The sequence below is a fragment of the Priestia sp. 40 genome, from assembly GCF_049368575.1.
Classification (GTDB): Bacteria; Bacillota; Bacilli; order Bacillales; family Bacillaceae_H; genus Priestia; species Priestia zanthoxyli.
On the sequence record NZ_JBMPZA010000005.1, the window covers coordinates 853,050 to 868,099 of the forward strand.

Consider the following 15,050-nt stretch of genomic DNA (forward strand, 5'->3'; position numbering starts at 1 on the left):
TTGTTATTTGATCAAAGCGTTGCAATCAATGATAAGTGCTACTTGTCCATCGCCTAAAATCGTGGCTCCTGAAATAGCAAATACACCCGGCAGATAATGACCTAAAGATTTTAAAACGATTTCCTGCTGACCGATAAAAGAATCAACAATTAGCCCGGCGGTCTTTTCTCCTTTTTTCACAATAACGACGGAATAATGATCTCTTTGTACCGAGTTAGGCACAGTAAATAGTTCTTTTAAATCAATAAGAGGAATAATGGCTCCTCGAAAGTCAATAACCTTTTGACCATGTACATGCATGACCTCTTTCGGCTGAACAATAGCTGTTTCAATAATCGAAGAAAGCGGTAAGGCATAGCGCTCTTCACTCATTTGCACGAGTAAAGCAGAAATGATAGACAGAGTGAGCGGCAGTTGAATAGAAAAACGCGAACCGTATCCTTCGTTAGAATCGATCGTTACAGAACCCCCTAGCGATTCAATCGTGTTTTTCACGACATCTAGACCTACTCCTCGTCCGGAAACATCTGAAATTTGTTCAGCCGTCGAAAAGCCCGAAGCGAAAATGAGCTCGTACACTTGTTTATCCGTCAGCGTTTCAGCAGTTTTCCCATCGATAATTCCTCGATCTAACGCTTTTTGCAGTACCTTTTCACGATTGATGCCCGCCCCGTCATCTTCTAAATCAATAAAGACATGATTTCCGCTATGATAAGCTTTAAGGCGAATCGTTCCCTTTTCATTCTTTCCGTTCTTTAAGCGTGCTTGAGGCATTTCAATTCCGTGGTCAACGGCATTTCTTAATAAGTGAACAAGCGGATCTCCAATTTCATCAATGACGGTCCGGTCCAACTCTGTATCAGCTCCGACAATTTGAAGTTCAATTTGTTTCCCTAAATCTTTTGAAAGCTGTCTCACCATACGGGGAAACCGATTAAAAACGGTTTCTACAGGCACCATACGCATATTTAAAATAATCGTTTGCAAATCTCCAGAAATACGAGACATCCGCTCTACCGTTTCGTCTAATTCGCTATTATTCAATTCTTTTGATATTTGTTCTAACCTTCCTCTATCAATAACTAGTTCTTCAAACAAGTTCATGAGGCTGTCCAAACGGTCAATATTAACTCGAATCGTCTTGTTATTTGAGGGCTGTCTTTTCTCTTCAACAGGCGATTTAGAAGGTTCTAACACAGTAACTTCCTGTATGGCTGCTGCTACTTCTGGTGAAACAAGCTCCTCCATTTTTGTTTCCTTTTTTACGGGGACCGCAGCAATTTTCACACTTTCTACTTCAGAAACTTCCATAATGCTCGCCTGCAGCTTTTCTTGCGATTCGTTTGTTACTAATATAACGATAAAAGATGATTCAAATTTTTCTTGTTCGATATCTTGAACAGTTGGCGCTGACTTAATGACGTCTCCTGCTTGCTCTAACACATCAAATACCATATAAGCGCGTGCAGCTTTTAATAAGCAGGTGCGTTCAAGCTGTACGGTTATTTCAAACGCGTTAAACCCTTGGTCTGCTGTTTGGCTGAGCAGCGTTTGTACTAATTCATCGTACTCAATGGAAGAAGCTGCATGCTGTGCTACGGGTTCCTCTGCTACAATACGCTGCAGCTTTTGAACAAGCAATTTGACATCAAGCTGACCATCGCCGCCTTCAGAAATAGATTGAACCATTATTTCTAGCGCATCGACTGATTCAAACAAAGCATCAAGAACTTCCGTATGAACGTCGAGTTGGTGATTTCGAACAGCATCTAACACGTTTTCCATTTTGTGAGTTAATTGTGCTAAATCATCAAATCCCATTGTTGCAGACATACCTTTTAACGTATGAGCAGACCGAAAAATTTCATTTACATAGCCAAGATCATCGGTATTTTTTTCAAAAAGCATTAGCTGATCATTAACGTTTTGTAGATGTTCTTTGCTTTCCTCAATAAACACTTCTAGATATTGATTCATATCCATTATAAGTTTCCCTCCTATTTCTGTGCGTAGCGAGAAATAAAGCTTCCAACGTTTCGCAGTGGTTCAATATAATCAACCAGTTTTGTAGAAACAACTGATTTGGGCATCCCATAAATGACAGCAGTTTCCTCAGATTCAGCTAATATAAGCGCGTCTTTATTTTTCTTTAAATCAATAACCCCTTCCGTTCCATCCGCTCCCATTCCCGTCAATACAATAGCAAGTTTTTGATAACCTGAAATTTTACTAATCGACTGAAACAAGCGATCCACTGAGGGGCGATGTCCCTTTACAGGTGAAGAAGTATCTAAACAAATGCTGAGCTGTCCTTTTTTCTCTACAACCGTCATATGAAAACCTCCAGGCGCAATATACGCACATCCTGAGCGAACGATTTCATTGTCTTTTGCTTCTTTCACTTCAATATCAGACAGCTGATTTAATCTAGCTGCTAATGATTTTGTAAAATTTGGCGGCATATGCTGCACAATAAAAATAGGTGCGTTTATGTCTTTTGAAACAGTTGATAATACTTCTTGCAGTGCACGCGGTCCTCCAGTAGAAGTGCCAATACAAATCATTTTGTTCACTTTCGTCCCCATCGGGAGGTTATATACACTGCTGTTTTGCGCGTGCTGATGACTGCTTGAAGATATGTTGGCTTTACTAGCAAGCAATAGTTTAGAGATAAGCTCATCTTTCACTTTATGTAAGTCCAGCGAAATAGCTCCCGAAGGTTTAGCAACAAAATCAACTGCGCCGTACTGCATAGCGGTCAGCGTATTTTCAGCACCTTCTATTGTTGTACTCGATAACATGACAACAGGAAGGGGCTTCACGCGCATGAGCTGTTTTAACATATCTAAGCCATTCATTTTGGGCATTTCAATATCAAGTGTCACAATGTCTGGGGATAGCTCGATTGCTTTTTTTAATCCTTCTTCACCGTTGCGTGCTGTACCCACAACGTGAAACCGATTGTCGCCTGCTAAAAAATCGCCAATCAGCTTTCGCATAAATGCAGAATCATCTACAATAAGCACCTTTATTTCATTCACTCTACTTTCCTACCTTTCAAGAAAAAATCGTTTAAGGCGCCGAATAAACATTCCTTGTGTGTTAGTGGCTGTCCTATCGTCTTGTGGAACAAGAATATTTACCATATCCACCAGTGATGTACTAGCTTTAGATTTTGGGTCTTGAAGCAAAAAAGGGATTTGACGATTAACTGCCTTTTGGACAGCTTGATCATCTGGGACAATACCTAATAGAGAAATAGATACGTTCAAAAACTGCTGAACAGCTCGATTAAATCGTTCATACGTCTGATTTCCTTCTTTTTCGGAAAGCGTTTTATTGATAATAAGATGAATCGGTGCGGATACAGAGTAGGAAGCTGCTAGTTTAATAGCAGCGTAGGCATCTGTTATAGCTGTAGGTTCTGGTGTTGTGACCACAATCATTTCGTCTACAGCTTTTAAAAACCTAAGGACACTTTCTGACATGCCTGCTCCCATATCAAAAATCATATAATCATACTGATTTGTTAAAGTACTCAACTCTTCTATTAGATAACCAAGCTCTGAAGGAGACCATTCAAATACGGATGAAATCCCTGTTCCTCCCGCCACATAAGCTAAGTTTTGAGGGCCTTTTTTAATAATTTGCTGGATGGAAAGCTTTTTTTCCAGCAAATCAACCATCGTATATGAAGCAGTTTGACCAATCAGAATATCAATATTTCCCATCCCTATATCCATGTCAAAAAGAAGAACTCTTTGCTTTTGCTTCGTTAGTGCAAGAGATAAGTTTAATGATAGATTCGACTTTCCAACTCCTCCTTTTCCGCTTAACACGGCTAGTGTTTTACAATTCCTGAAAGAGTTTTGATGCTTCTTTAACACTTTTTCTCTTAAAACTGCTGCTTGATCATTCATCTTTCCAATCTCCAAACACATCGTCAATAAACATTTCTATTGTAAAAGGCGAAATATCTTCCGGTACATCCTGCCCATTTGTTGTAAAAGCAGCCTTCTGGCCGTAATGATACAGCATATTTAAAAGCGATCCTTTCCGCGTTGTTTCATCTCGCTTCGTAAAAATCAAGTGATCAATAGGCAGACTAGCAAAACGTTCATATACAGCTTTCATATCTGATACTTTTGACGTTAGTGCTAACACAAGAAACGTTTGCAAATTTTCTTGAAACGTAATAATTTTCTTTAAATCATGTACATATTGCTGTGCCAAAAAGTTACGGCCTGCTGTGTCAATAAAAATCGCATCGTACGCTTCTGTTTCTAGCAAAGCTTTTTTAAAATCTTCTCCGTTATAACAAATCGTTAAAGGAGCATTCAAGATCGAAGCGTACGTCTTGAGCTGCTCGATCGCTGAAATTCTATACGTGTCAGTTGTGATAAATGCTATTTTTTGATTGTGTTCCAGGACACACTTTGCGGCCAATTTAGCGAGAGTTGTTGTTTTACCGACACCTGTTGGTCCTACTACACTTACATATTTTTTGAAAGGACCGCTCCATTCGTTTGCTTTAAACTGATTGACAAACCAGCTCTTCGTCCACTCCATCAGTTGGTTTGAGTTAGGGCGATGTAAGTAGTAGTACTCTAGCATAGGAGCCTCTACGCTTTTTAAAATAGCTTCGTCTATTTCTTGCAAACGCAAATAGGCAAGCACACCCTCCACTGCTTTTGGATATGAACTTGAGGAAACCTTTGGCATTTGATTCATTTGTGAGACAAGAGTACTTAACTCACTGAGCTGCTGCTTCATAAAAGATTGATTATCTTCCATACCGGGTTCTGGCGGCGATGAGTTCTTCTTTACGCTCAGCTTTTCTACGGAATCGACAGCTGCCAATACTTCTATTTTTGCCTTAGTAAATAAGCCAAGAAATCCTCCTGTTCGAATTTGTTTTGAATGTAAAATAACCGCTTCCTCACCTAAATCTGAACGAATGGCTTTCATAGCTTGCGGCATAGATGCTACTACGTATTTTTTTACTTTCATCAGATATCCACCACTCCAACACTTTGAACTTCAACATTTGTTTCTAGCTCGTTATATGATAAAACCGCCATATGGGGAAAATACCGCTCAGTGATTTGACGCACGTACATCCTCACCGCAGGAGAACATAACACAATTGGAGACTGTTCTTGAAAAGAAAGTGTTTCTATTTGCTTAGCTATACTTTCCACAATAGCTTGTGAAACGTTAGGGTCTAGTGATAAATAGTTCCCATGCTCCGTTTGTTGAACAGCTTCCGCCATCGTTTTTTCAACTTTTCCTGAAAGGGTAAGAACTCGAAGCAGACCTTCTTGGACCGTATATTGACTGGTAATTTGCCTTGCAAGTCCTTGCCTGACATATTCAGTTAACAAATCGGTGTCTGACGTCATTTTTCCGTAGTCGGCCAGCACCTCAAAAATAATGGGTAAATTTCGAATTGAGACGCTCTCTTTTAAAAGTTTTGCCAGTACCCTTTGAATGTCTCCAACGGAAAGCGGATTAGGCGTTACTTCCTCAATTAAAATAGGATACGTTTCTTTTGTATGATCAATTAGTTGCTTTGTCTCCTGCCTTCCAATCAGCTCATGCGCATACGATTTTATAACTTCTGTTATGTGCGTAGACACAACCGACGGTGGGTCCACAACGGTATACCCAAACATCTCAGCCTGCTCCTTCACCGACTCGCTAATCCATTTCGCAGGCATTTTAAAAGCTGGTTCTAACGTATCAATTCCTTCAATCAACTCATCATCCATTCCGGGACTGATTGCTAAGTAGTGATCGAGCAGCAGCTCCCCTTTCGCCACTTCATTGCCCTTTATTTTAAGACAGTATTCGTTGGGCTGAAGCTGAATGTTATCTCTGATACGAACAACTGGAATGACTAATCCTAGCTCAAGTGCCAGCTGGCGCCTAATCATAACAATTCGATCTAGCAAATCGCCTCCTTGATTCGTATCAGCAAGCGGAATTAATGCATACCCAAATTCAAATTCAATCGGATCAACGCTTAATAGATTGACAACACTCTCTGGACTTTTCATTTCATTGTCTTCTAGCTCTTCTTCAGTAGGGGCCATTTCTTCACGAACCGCCTGATTTTTAGCCTGAGACAAATAATAGCCTCCCACCCCTAATAAAATAGCAATAGGCATTGTAATGACATCATTAATTGGCGTAATCAAACCAAGAGCGGCAATTGTTCCTCCAGTTACATAAAGCATAACGGGAAAAGCAAACAGCTGCCGTGTAATATCTTCGCTCAAATTGCCTGTTGAAGCAGCTCTCGTGACGATAATTCCCGTCGCTGTTGAAATCATGAGGGCTGGAATTTGACTCACTAATCCATCTCCTACCGTTAACAAAGTAAACGTTTGGGATGCTTCAGTGATGGACATTCCCATTTGCAGCATGCCGATAATAATTCCAAACAAGATGTTAATAAGGGTAATGACAATCCCTGCAATGGCATCACCTTTGACAAATTTACTAGCTCCATCCATTGCTCCGTAAAAATCTGCTTCGCGCTGAATTTTTTCACGGCGGTCAATTGCTTGTTTTTCTGAAATCATACCTGCATTTAAATCTGCATCAATGCTCATTTGTTTCCCTGGCATCGCATCCAAGGTAAAACGTGCGGCTACTTCAGAAACACGCTCCGCTCCTTTTGTAATAACGAGAAACTGAATGATAATTAAAATAATAAAGACAACAAACCCCACTAACGGATTTCCACCAATCACGAAGTGGCCAAATGTTTCCACTACTCCGCCTGCTTCTCCTGTTCCTAAAATTGAACGGGTTGTCGATACGTTCAAACCTAATCGAAACAGCGTAAGAACCAGCAGCAAAGACGGAAACACCGATAGCTCTAAAGGTTCTTTCATATTCATGGAAACGAGCAGTACAAGCAGCGCAAGAGAAATGTTAATCATGATTAAAATACTTAATAACCATGAAGGCAACGGAATAACAAGCATAACGATAATGAGTACAACACCTATAACAACTGGCAGTTCTCTTGCAGACATTAATTTTCCTCTCCTTACAATAGCGTAACGTTACATTTTATTTTGAATGCGGTATACGTAAGCTAATATTTCAGCCACCGCTTTAAAAAACTCTTCTGGAACCGCATCCCCTACTTTGGTTTGATCAAAAAGCGCTCTTGCCAGCGGGCGGTTCTCTACCATGATAATTTCATGACTTTTGGCAATTCCTTTGATCTTTTGAGCAATAAAATCTACGCCGCTGGCTACAACATAGGGAGCATCCATTTTTTCTTCATCATATTTTAAAGCAATGGCATAATGAGTAGGGTTTGTAATGACGACATCTGCTTTTGGAACTTCTTGCATCATGCGAGACATTGCCATTTCACGCTGCTTTTGCTTTATTTTTGATTTGATTAGAGGATCTCCTTCAATGTTTTTATGCTCATCTTTGATATCTTGCTTTGACATTCGAATATTTTTCTCGAAATCAAACTTTTGGTACAAATAATCAAGCAGCGATAAAAATAAAAGCATAAGCGAAGCTGCAAGTCCCATTTGAAAAACAAGCTTAGACAGAACAACCAGCGAGTCCCCTATACTTTTTTGAGATAAATTTAATACATCTTCTATGTGGATCCATAAGATAAAAAACGTGACGGCTCCGATACACATAATTTTCAGCGTTGACTTGATTAGTTCTACCAGCGCTCTCATGGCAAAAATTCGTTTGGCTCCGCTAATAGGGTTAATCTTTTCTAACTTAGGCTGAAGGGACTCCGTGGAAAAAAGAATGCCAACCTGCATATAATTCGCTCCGAGCGCAGCAACAAAAGCTGCGAGCATGACAGGACCCGCTGCAAGAGCAATTGAAGGAAGAAGATGCTTAAACATCGCAAATACGCGCTCTGCCGTCACTTCCTCAAGCATATACGTTTGAAAAGCTTCTCTTAACAGCTTCATCATTTGCTGTAAAAATTGTTTGGCTCCAAACAAAAAATAAAGAAAAACCATTAAAAGAATGAGCGCAGTGGTAACGTCTTGACTTTTAGCTACCTGTCCTTTTTTTCGAGAGTCCTGCTTTTTTTTAGGTGTAGCTTTTTCCGTTTTTTCTCCTGCAAAAAATTGCAAATCAACTTTTACTAAAAACAAAGCTACACCCCTCCTAATATGCGGATCATCGCGCGCATCGCTTCTATCATTTGTTCAAATATGATTTGCATCATATAAAACATGCTCCCCATCACTACAATGAGTAAAATAAAAGCAACGATGATTTTCACCGGAAATCCAACTACGAAAATATTTAACTGCGGAACCGTTCTCGCGACGATGCCAAGCGCGATATCGACTAAAAATAATGAACCAACCAAAGGCAGAGACATTTGAACGGCTACTAAAAACATCGATGAAAAAACAGTTATGATGTGTGTAGCAAATGCTTGGCTTCCCACAGGGAAAGCTACTTTGTCTAACGGAATAATTAAATAACTATTATAAATGCCGTCTATTAATAAATGATGCCCATTGGTCGATAATAAAAATAGAAGAGCAAATACATATAAATATTGACCTAGTATCGGACTTTGCGCCCCTGTCTGCGGGTCTATTACATTGGCAATGGCAAACCCAATTTGAAAATCGATGAGACCTCCGGCGATTTGAATAGCCATAATAAATACATACGCAGTCAAACCAATAAACAACCCAACAGCACATTCTTTTACTACTAAAAGTACAAACTGTGCATCTAACGAAACGACGGGTAAATCAATCGTTGTCGCAATAATGACGGATAGCGAGGCAGACAAACCTACCTTATGAACTGCGGGAATCGTTTTGTATGAAAATAGCGGAACAGTGATGAAAAAAGACGTTACCCGCACTAGTACTAGTAAAAACGCGGGATAGGATAAGATTAACTGACTCATAGCTATCCTACGTACCGATACAGATTTGCAAAAATTTCATATGTAAATGAAATCATTTTCGATAACATCCACGGGCCAAAAAATACAATCCCTACTAAGACCGCTACAATCTTAGGAACAAAAGCAAGAGTTTGCTCTTGAATTTGGGTAGTTGCTTGAAAAATACTAATAATGAGCCCAACTACAAGGGCCAGCAGTAATAGAGGACCAGATACAATTAAAATCGTATACACGCCTTTTTCTGCTAACGAAATGACAAATTCTCCATTCATTGTCTATCACCTATTGAAAACTTATTAATAATGATTTAACAACTAAATTCCAGCCGTCAACCAGTACAAATAGTAAAATTTTAAATGGGAGCGAAATCATAACGGGAGGAAGCATCATCATTCCCATAGACATCAGCACGCTTGCTATAATCATATCGATAATGAGAAAAGGAATAAAAATCATAAATCCAATTTGAAATGCCGTCTTTAGCTCACTGATCGCATAAGCTGGAACGAGCGCAGTTAAGGGAATATCTTGAACAGAGGATGGTTTATCTATATCCGCATATTCTAAAAAAAGAGCTAAATCTTTTTGTCTTGTATGAGCACTCATAAATTCTTTCATTGGTTCAGCTGCTTTTTTATAGGCTTGATTCAACGTGATTTTTTCTTTTAAAAGCGGCTGAAGCGCCTGTTCATTTACCTGAGAAAAAGTTGGTGCCATAATAAAAAATGTTAAAAACAGCGATAAACCAACTAATACTTGATTAGGAGGCATTTGCTGTGTCCCAAGCGACGTACGTACAAATGAAAGCACAATGACAATTCGTGTAAAGCAGGTCATCATGATTAAAATTCCGGGAGCCACCGAAAACACCGTCAGTAGCAATAAAAGCTGGACAGACGTTGAAATATTTGTAGGACTGCTCGAGTTAAAGAGATTCATCACTTCATTCATCGTTCTTTTTGTTCCTTTCTAACTCTTTCAGTGCGTTTTGTCTTTTTATTTTCATTTCATTCATTTCTCGCTGAAAAAGCTGCTGAAAAGAATGACTAGATTTCTCTTCTTTTTTAGAAGTGAATTTTTCTAAAAAAGACGGTAGTACGACTTTATATTCGCCCTCGTTTTTCTGTTGTTCCTCATACTGCGTAAGCAGCTGCTGTTTCTCTTGCCCTGTAATTTCTGAAAGAAGCTGCACATTTTCACCGACTCCAATAACAAAAAGCTGATTTCCAACTTTGACTACTTGTACAGACTTGCTGCTTCCAACATTTGTACCACCCAAGTTTTGTACGACTTTATTTTTTTGTAGAAGCCTTCCTTTTTTATTTACAAATTTTAAGAGCGCAAAAAGCAGCCCAATTACAAGTAAAAACGCGAATATCATCTTCACGATATCTCCAGCTGAAAGCGCAGGCGTCGCCTGGAGTTCAGTTTTTTCTTTTGAATCAGTACTCTTACTCTCTGAACACTTCTCCGTTTTCTCCAAACATTCTTTTACCGATGCAGATCCACTTTCTGCATAGACGATTTGATTTGATCCTGCTAATACGCTTATTAACAGCGCAACAATTACGAACTTTCGCAGCAATGTCTGCCACCTCTTACTTCAACATAGTGTAAGATTAGCGGGAAAGCCCCGCCAATCTGTTGTTTATCCAATTGCTTTTGAAATTGCCTCTAATACACGATCTGCTTGAAAAGGCTTAACGATAAAATCTTTTGCCCCTGCTTGAATGGCATCAATCACCATTGCCTGCTGTCCCATCGCTGAACACATGATCACCTTGGCATCACTTTTTATGTTTTTAATTTCTTTTAAGGCCGTAATTCCATCCATTTCAGGCATCGTAATATCCATTGTGACAAGATCTGGTGCATGCTCTTTAAATAACTCCACAGCCTGCTGGCCATCTGCCGCTTCCGCTACTACTTCATATCCATTTTTCGTTAAAATATCTTTAATCATCATGCGCATGAATGCAGCATCATCTACAATTAAAATTCGGTTTCCCATCTCTACTCCTCCTAAAAATCATTACTTTAGTTTGTTAATACGGTCTCTTTGACTAATAATATCAGTTACGCGAACGCCAAAATTCTCGTCAATGACGACCACTTCACCTTTTGCAATTAATTTGCTATTAATCAAGATATCTACCGGTTCGCCTGCTAGTTTATCAAGTTCAATGATTGCACCAGAAGATAATGCTAAAATCTCTTGAACCGTTCGCTTAGTCCTTCCAAGCTCCACGGTAACTTGAAGCGGGATATCAAGCAGCATGTCTAAATTTCGCGAATCCCCTTGAGGAGAAGACACGTGCTCGAACTCTGAAAACGATGCGGGCTGAACATCAACTGGTACATGAACAGGTTCTGCCTGCTGTGTTTCTTCATGCTGTATGTATTCAGCTGTCGGCGGTTCTGTTTGCTTTTCGTTAAGGTCTGATTCTTTTTCAATAGAAGCTGCGGTACCTTCTGCGCTTGGAACTAAGAGCTCTTCCACCAAACTTTTGGCAAAAGATATCGATAACAGCTGCATAATATTCGAATCGATTAATGTGCCTACCTTCAAATTAAAAGAGACTTTTACAAAGACGTCATCTTGGGGAATCAGCTCTGTGCCTTCCCCTTTTTGAATATTTAAAATATCTAAGCTCGGCGGAGAGATATCAATTTTCTTTTGAAATACCGTAGACATAGACGTCGCTGCAGAACCCATCATTTGATTCATCGCTTCCTGCACTGCACTCAGCTTAATTTCATCCATGATTTCCGTCGGATTCTCTCCCGTTCCACCAAGCATCAAATCTGAAATAACAGCTGCATCTTCATGTTTAATAACTAACAAATTCGTACCAGAAAAGCCTTCTGTGTACTGAACTTGCACAGCGACATGAGGATTTGGAAATTCATCCGTCAGCTCTTCTTTATACACGAGCGATACAAACGGTGTGGTAATATCGACTTTTTGATTCAATAAAGCCGATAACGCTGTTGCTGAACTGCCAAACGAAATATTTCCAATTTCGCCAAGCGCGTCTTTTTCCATTTCCGTAAAGTAATCGTCTACTTGACTTGACTTATTCGGCTCTGAAAACTCGTCAAGTGAAGAAGTTCCTTTTAACAACGCATCAATTTCATCTTGCGAAAGCATGTCATCGTTCATTCCTTTCGTTCCTCCTCTTAACATCATCTAGAATTTGCACAGCGACTTTCCGACTGACTTTTCCAGGCTGTGCAATAAATTTAGGTTGTTCTCCGACGTAAATAGTTAACGGATTATGAACGCTTGTTTGCAGTCGAATAACATCTCCCGCATCTAATGCTAGGAAATCTTCAATGGAAATATCCGCTTTTCCTAGCTCGGCTACAACCTGCAATTCCGCATCATTGATTTGTTCCTTTAGCTGCTCAACCTCTTGTACGTTAGGTTCTTTTTTCGAAGATTGCATCCAGTAATGAACGGACAGTTTGGACACAATCGGCTCAAGCGTCACGTGCGGAATACATAGATTGATCATGCCCGTTTCATCTCCAATTTGTACGTTTAATGAAATGACGATGACAATTTCATTTGGTGAAATTACCTGCAAAAACTGAGGATTCACTTCAAACTCTGATGTTTCAGGTTCAATTTCCGCAATAGAACTCCAAGCTTCTCTCATACTGTCTAACGTTTTCTCTAACAAGTTTCGAACCAAGCTCGTTTCAATCTCCGTTAAGTTACTAATTTTCCCACCGCTCTCGCCTTGTCCCCCGAGCAAGCGGTCAAGCATCGCATAGGCAATGTTCGGATTGACTTCCATAATGATATGCCCTTCTAAAGGAGGGACGGCTATCACGTTTAAGATGGTTACTTTCGGAACAGAGCGAATGAACTCCTCATACGGAATTTGATCCACTGATACAACGGACACTTGTACAACGTTACGAAGCTGCGCCGAAAAGACGTTGATGAGCATGCGCGCATAATTTTCATGAATTCGCGTCAAACTGCGAATCTGATCTTTCGAAAAACGCAGGGCGCGTTTAAAATCATATGTACGAATACGCTGTTTTTTATTTTCCTTTTTTAACTCATCCGCATCCATCTCTCCGGTTGATAACGCGGATAATAGGGCATCAATTTCATTTTGTGATAATACATCCCCAGCCACTAGCTTCCCTCCCTTTTTCTTTACTGCAACACTTTAGACGTTGTATAAATTTTAACAACATGTCCGTTTTCCATTAATTGATCAATTTGCTTTGCAATATCTGTTTCTAACGTACTGAGCCCTTGCGTTCCTTCAAAATCTTGAGCACTCATATCGGAGAGCCGTTTGATAATAATGTCTCTTACTTGAAAGTCTCTTTTTTGAAGCTCTGCTGCCGCTTTTTTACTATCCATTTGAATTTTAAAGGAGATGCTGATGTAGTTATTGCTTTTTAAATTGGTTTTGATATCCGTTACATCCACAGAAGCTTTAATCACATCGTCGATAGATGGACCTTTTTCGGTACTTGCCTGCTCCGTATACTTTAACGTCACAATAACCGCAATGCTTCCTATTAAAGTAAGAGAAAGCAGGATAATAATCATCTTACTAATTAGCTTATTTTTGAACACACTTTATTCCTCCGTCGTTTGCTGCAACCCTAATACGTTAATTCGCTGATAATAACTCGTCACTTTCTCATTCACTTCTTCAACTGAATCCTTTACCACTAGCTTTTTGTTATTTGTTAGCGTAATAGTTGTATCTGGAAATGCCTCAACCTGCTCGATGTAAAGAGCATTTAACGTAAATGTTTTGCCGTTTAGCCTCGTTAAAGTGATCATAATCAACCGGAGTAATACCTACTCCTTCCTCCCGCCTATCGTTTTAGATTCACTAATTCTTGCAGTATTTCATCGGATGTTGTGATAATTCTTGTATTCGCTTGAAATCCGCGCTGTGCAACAATCATGTCCGTGAATTCCTCCGATAAATCAACGTTAGACATTTCAAGGGCGCTTGAAATTAATGTGCCTGTACCGCTGTTTCCAGGAGTAATGTTTGCAGGAGTTGTAACCAACCCTGCATTTGGAGTATTAGTGAACAAATTTCCTCCTGCTTTTTGAAGTCCTTCATTGTTAGCGAACTTTGCAAGTTTGATAGTTTGAGGATTCGGAAGCATGTTTCCATTTAGCCCAACAATATTAACGGTTCCGTTTGACCCAATGCTATAGCTTTTAGCCGTAGTTGGATCAATCCTAATTTTCCCATTAGTGGCCTGTACAAATAATCCATCACCTGTCACTAGATAACCATCTTTATCTAAATAGAAGTTCCCCGCTCTTGTGTAATAGTCTGATGTTCCATCATTTACAACAAAATAGCCGTCACCAGAAATAGCTAAATCAAGCGGACGTCCCGTTGACTGAATGCTTCCCGCCGTTTGTACTGTATCAATTGTGCCAATCTGTGAACCTAACCCGACTTGTTTAGCATTAACACCTCCACGGTTCCCCGCCGGTGCCGTCGCTCCTGCTACCTGCTGACTTACTAAATCTTGAAACGTTGTACGTCCTTTTTTATAGCCGTATGTATTAACATTGGCAATGTTATTTCCTAGGACATCTAATTTGGTTTGAAAATTTTTCATGCCGCTGATTCCTGAATACATCGAACGTAACATAAAATCACTCCTTAAATTTGGTTGGTTAACTGCTTATTTCTAAGATATCGTTCAGCGAAAGTACCGTATGATTTTCATCGTTGATCGTAAACGATATCTCATTGTTTTTGACGGATGCTGTTGAAATGACTCCTTGCTTTTTATTTCCTTCTTCATCTAACCATGCAGCGGTTTTACCAATTAATTCGCTTCCTTTTAAAATAGGAGAAGCCTGAGACTGCGTTACAAACGTATTGAGCGATGTGCTCATATTTGTCATTTGTTCAAGAGATGAAAACTGAGCCATTTGAGCAATAAAGTCTTTGTCTTCCATTGGATTCATTGGATCTTGATTTTGAAGCTGAGCAATCAAAAGCTTCAAAAAGTCATCTTTGCCAAGCGAGCTGTTTCCCGTTTGCTTCACTTGTGTTTCCCTATTACTTAGATACAAGTCAGACGTAATTTCATTTGTCAT

General features: G+C 39.6%; 17 protein-coding genes. All 17 read right to left on the reverse strand.

Annotated elements, in window-relative coordinates; all coding sequences use genetic code 11:
• Window positions 1-3: 3 nt before the first annotated feature.
• The 17 genes from ACO1DI_RS05480 to flgD all read right to left on the reverse strand — a co-directional run bounded on the left by ACO1DI_RS05480 (window position 4) and on the right by flgD (window position 15,050).
• On the reverse strand, window positions 4-1,983 hold the full coding sequence (locus tag ACO1DI_RS05480) for a chemotaxis protein CheW (RefSeq protein WP_423145154.1): 1,980 nt from the start codon (window positions 1,981-1,983) through the stop codon (window positions 4-6).
• 14 nt (window positions 1,984-1,997) lie between these two features.
• Complete coding sequence (locus ACO1DI_RS05485; protein WP_014458455.1) at window positions 1,998-3,041, reverse strand: protein-glutamate methylesterase/protein-glutamine glutaminase; 1,044 nt, start codon at window positions 3,039-3,041, stop codon at window positions 1,998-2,000.
• Between the two features lie 9 nt (window positions 3,042-3,050).
• Window positions 3,051-3,920, reverse strand: coding sequence for a MinD/ParA family protein (locus ACO1DI_RS05490; protein WP_182420403.1), 870 nt, complete (start codon window positions 3,918-3,920; stop codon window positions 3,051-3,053).
• On the reverse strand, window positions 3,913-5,010 hold the full coding sequence (flhF, locus tag ACO1DI_RS05495) for a flagellar biosynthesis protein FlhF (RefSeq protein ID WP_423145155.1): 1,098 nt from the start codon (window positions 5,008-5,010) through the stop codon (window positions 3,913-3,915). The genes ACO1DI_RS05490 and flhF overlap by 8 nt, the downstream gene beginning before the upstream one ends.
• The gene (flhA, locus tag ACO1DI_RS05500) at window positions 5,010-7,046 is read right to left on the reverse strand and encodes a flagellar biosynthesis protein FlhA (protein ID WP_423145156.1); all 2,037 of its coding nucleotides are present in this window, start codon (window positions 7,044-7,046) and stop codon (window positions 5,010-5,012) included. The genes flhF and flhA overlap by 1 nt, the downstream gene beginning before the upstream one ends.
• A 30-nt stretch (window positions 7,047-7,076) precedes the next feature.
• A complete protein-coding gene (flhB, locus tag ACO1DI_RS05505) occupies window positions 7,077-8,159 on the reverse strand; it encodes a flagellar biosynthesis protein FlhB (RefSeq protein WP_033579789.1) in 1,083 nt (360 codons plus the stop codon).
• A gap of 2 nt (window positions 8,160-8,161) precedes the next feature.
• The gene (fliR, locus tag ACO1DI_RS05510) at window positions 8,162-8,938 is read right to left on the reverse strand and encodes a flagellar biosynthetic protein FliR (RefSeq protein WP_028411419.1); all 777 of its coding nucleotides are present in this window, start codon (window positions 8,936-8,938) and stop codon (window positions 8,162-8,164) included.
• A 2-nt stretch (window positions 8,939-8,940) separates the two neighbouring features.
• Window positions 8,941-9,210: a flagellar biosynthesis protein FliQ gene (gene fliQ / locus ACO1DI_RS05515; protein WP_033579787.1), complete on the reverse strand. Its 270-nt coding sequence runs from the start codon at window positions 9,208-9,210 to the stop codon at window positions 8,941-8,943.
• Between the two features lie 10 nt (window positions 9,211-9,220).
• On the reverse strand, window positions 9,221-9,889 hold the full coding sequence (gene fliP, locus ACO1DI_RS05520) for a flagellar type III secretion system pore protein FliP (RefSeq protein WP_028411420.1): 669 nt from the start codon (window positions 9,887-9,889) through the stop codon (window positions 9,221-9,223).
• A complete protein-coding gene (locus ACO1DI_RS05525) occupies window positions 9,882-10,523 on the reverse strand; it encodes a flagellar biosynthetic protein FliO (protein WP_047749903.1) in 642 nt (213 codons plus the stop codon). Before ACO1DI_RS05525 ends, fliP begins: the two co-directional genes overlap by 8 nt.
• A 63-nt stretch (window positions 10,524-10,586) precedes the next feature.
• A complete protein-coding gene (locus tag ACO1DI_RS05530; RefSeq protein WP_033579786.1) occupies window positions 10,587-10,949 on the reverse strand; it encodes a response regulator in 363 nt (120 codons plus the stop codon).
• A gap of 21 nt (window positions 10,950-10,970) precedes the next feature.
• Complete coding sequence (fliY, locus tag ACO1DI_RS05535; RefSeq protein WP_261763691.1) at window positions 10,971-12,101, reverse strand: flagellar motor switch phosphatase FliY; 1,131 nt, start codon at window positions 12,099-12,101, stop codon at window positions 10,971-10,973.
• Window positions 12,091-13,092, reverse strand: a complete 1,002-nt coding sequence (gene fliM / locus ACO1DI_RS05540) for a flagellar motor switch protein FliM (protein WP_028410819.1) — start codon at window positions 13,090-13,092, stop codon at window positions 12,091-12,093. The genes fliY and fliM overlap by 11 nt, the downstream gene beginning before the upstream one ends.
• Before the next feature lie 20 nt (window positions 13,093-13,112).
• Window positions 13,113-13,544 carry a flagellar basal body-associated protein FliL gene (gene fliL / locus ACO1DI_RS05545; protein WP_028411424.1) on the reverse strand — a complete coding sequence of 144 codons (432 nt, stop codon included), beginning with the start codon at window positions 13,542-13,544 and terminating at the stop codon, window positions 13,113-13,115.
• A 3-nt stretch (window positions 13,545-13,547) separates the two neighbouring features.
• On the reverse strand, window positions 13,548-13,757 hold the full coding sequence (locus tag ACO1DI_RS05550; RefSeq protein ID WP_025750317.1) for a flagellar FlbD family protein: 210 nt from the start codon (window positions 13,755-13,757) through the stop codon (window positions 13,548-13,550).
• Between the two features lie 35 nt (window positions 13,758-13,792).
• The gene (gene flgG / locus ACO1DI_RS05555; protein WP_028410817.1) at window positions 13,793-14,596 is read right to left on the reverse strand and encodes a flagellar basal body rod protein FlgG; all 804 of its coding nucleotides are present in this window, start codon (window positions 14,594-14,596) and stop codon (window positions 13,793-13,795) included.
• Between the two features lie 25 nt (window positions 14,597-14,621).
• A complete protein-coding gene (gene flgD / locus ACO1DI_RS05560) occupies window positions 14,622-15,050 on the reverse strand; it encodes a flagellar hook assembly protein FlgD (protein ID WP_316910356.1) in 429 nt (142 codons plus the stop codon).